Genomic DNA, 2,415 nt, shown 5'->3' with positions numbered 1-2,415 from the left:
AAGAGTCAACATATATTTTAATAAATATTTACGATGATAATTAAAGACAGTCAAATCAACCATCATACCAATAAAGAATCCGTCCTTCCATACAAAACGTACAAAAGGAACGGATAATTTGCATTTTTATTTTATTGTGTAAATTACATAAGCATCAAATACTATTTTTTCTTGCGAACAAGTACAGCACCTAAAGCAGTTGTAATCATAGCCAAACCTGTCGCTAACGAACTCATCGTTTGGGCTCCTGCTGCTGGTAAAGTCGCAACCTGGTCATCAACAGTTGTAGACGACTCTTCGGCCTTCACTTCTGCAGATAAAACTGTTTCTGCAACCTTTGAACCTGTCTCTGCCACAACAACTTCTGATTCAGCTTTCGCTCCTTCAGTCGCTACAGTTTGTGCAGGAGTAGGAATTGGTTCAGCTACCACTACACCGTCTTCAGATATCGCTACAGGCCCTTTTACGTTACTTGTAGGAACTTCAGATTCTACCGGTGTTTCTGGTTCTACTGGAGTCTCTGGTTCCTCAACCTCTGGAACTTCTGGTTCTACCGGTATTTCTGGTTCTTCAACCTCTGGGACTTCTGGTTCTACCGGAGTCTCTGGCTCCTCTACCTCTGGAACTTCCGGTTCCACTGGCGTTTCCGGTTCTTCAACCTCTGGAACTTCTGGTTCTACTGGTGTCTCTGGTTCTTCAACCTCTGGGACCTCTGGTTCTACCGGTGTTTCTGGTTCCTCTACAACTGGAACTTCCGGTTCTAATGGTATTGATGGCTCTTCTACAACTGGAACGTCCGGTTCTAATGGTGTTTCTGGTTCTTCAACAACTGGAACTTCTGGTTCTACCGGTGTTTCTGGTTCTTCAACCTCTGGAATTTCCGGCTCTACTGGCGTTTCCGGTTCCTCTACTTCTGGAACTTCTGGTTCTAATGGTGTTTCCGGTTCTTCAGCTACTTCAATTCTATTGACTAGTATTGTGATATCTTTTGAAGGCCCACTATAGAAACCACCATTGCTAAAGATTGTGGTGTAACCCTCACTAATATCAACACTATCATAGTAATAATCCGATGAACTGATATTAGACATACTTGATCGAATGGTGTCATCCGTAGATTCGTATGCCACATATCTTGTACTATACAATATAGAACCATAGTTATCTTGAATAGTTACTTCTCTAAGAGCTCTTCCATAGTCTTGGTTATTATAAATAACACCTTCAGGTAAGAATAGTTTTTCAATAACCGACGTATCTGTATTATTGTGATTTACAACGTACACATTCATTTTGATTGTTGTAGAAGATACGGTACGACCATTAAATGATGTTGAAGACATCGTTCTAGAAATTTGTTCTTCACCAACTAATTGTAAATCTAAATTATGTTGATTATTCAATTGGTTAATAAAGTACTTTTGACGTAATTCATAGTTATTACCTAAGAAAGTTGCCTTCGCTATTTCTTGATTTGTTTCTTGGTCAATTACAGTAATGATATTTTGAACCGATGAATCATCAATATATTCAGTAGGTGCAATTCCAACAATTTCTTTAACCGGCGAAAGTATAACCTCACCTGTTTCTGGGTTTTGTAGTCCTTCTGCACCTGCTTGAATTAAAGTATGATCGTTAGAGTTTGGCTCTAATGAATCATCCAATTGATGTTCAACCTCATAATCAATAGTTACGGGTGCGAATTCAGAAATTTCAGCAATTGGCTCAATGATTACCTCATTTGTTATAGGATCCATTAATCCCATGTCACCATATTGAATGATTTCTGTTCCAGAGTTTGGTGTTCTTTCAGGATTGAAAGTCCGTATAACGTCATAATCAATTATTGTCGGTGCATAATGTACAACCATATTAACTGGCTCACTAATAACTTCACCGGTTTCACCATCACGGTAACCCACTTGACCCTCTTGAACGATAACTTCCCCCGATTCAGGAGATAAGTTCATATCTAAAATTCTTTCAACTTCAAAAGCAATTTCTTCAGGAGCTACATAAACTTTTGAACCTACTTCTACTATTTCGTTAAAAGGAGCTATAATAACTTCATCTGTTTCAGGATCAAGTAGTCCAATTTGGCCAGGAGTTACATTAGTTTCCCCAACATATAAGTTATCTGTAACAACTTGAATAGTTTCAAAAGGAATTTCCACTGGAGCATAGTGGATAATTTCTGGCACTGGATCGTTTATTATCTCCCCAGTAATAGCATCCGAAGAACCATTAATACCTGCTTGAACCAAAATATCTTCACTATTTGGTGTCAATTCCATATTTAATTCACGGATAGTTTCATAAGGTATATTTGCTACATTTACAGAAAATCCGATATCTAAATCCCCATTAGCACTTAACCAAACCAAATTCCCTGCTGAATCTTCCATTGCAATTCTA

1 pseudogene is annotated in these 2,415 nt (G+C 38.3%); it reads right to left on the bottom strand.

Annotation, left to right across the window (positions count from 1 at the left end):
* Positions 1 to 161: 161 nt before the first annotated feature.
* Positions 162 to 2,415: pseudogene (locus tag HMPREF3116_RS09015) on the bottom strand (hypothetical protein); the annotation flags it as partial.

The organism is Aerococcus sp. HMSC10H05 (genome assembly GCF_001806975.1).
Lineage (GTDB): Bacteria > Bacillota > Bacilli > Lactobacillales > Aerococcaceae > Aerococcus > Aerococcus viridans_B.
The sequence above is the reverse complement of the archived record's forward strand: the minus strand, read 5'-3'. Positions and strand labels throughout refer to the sequence as shown.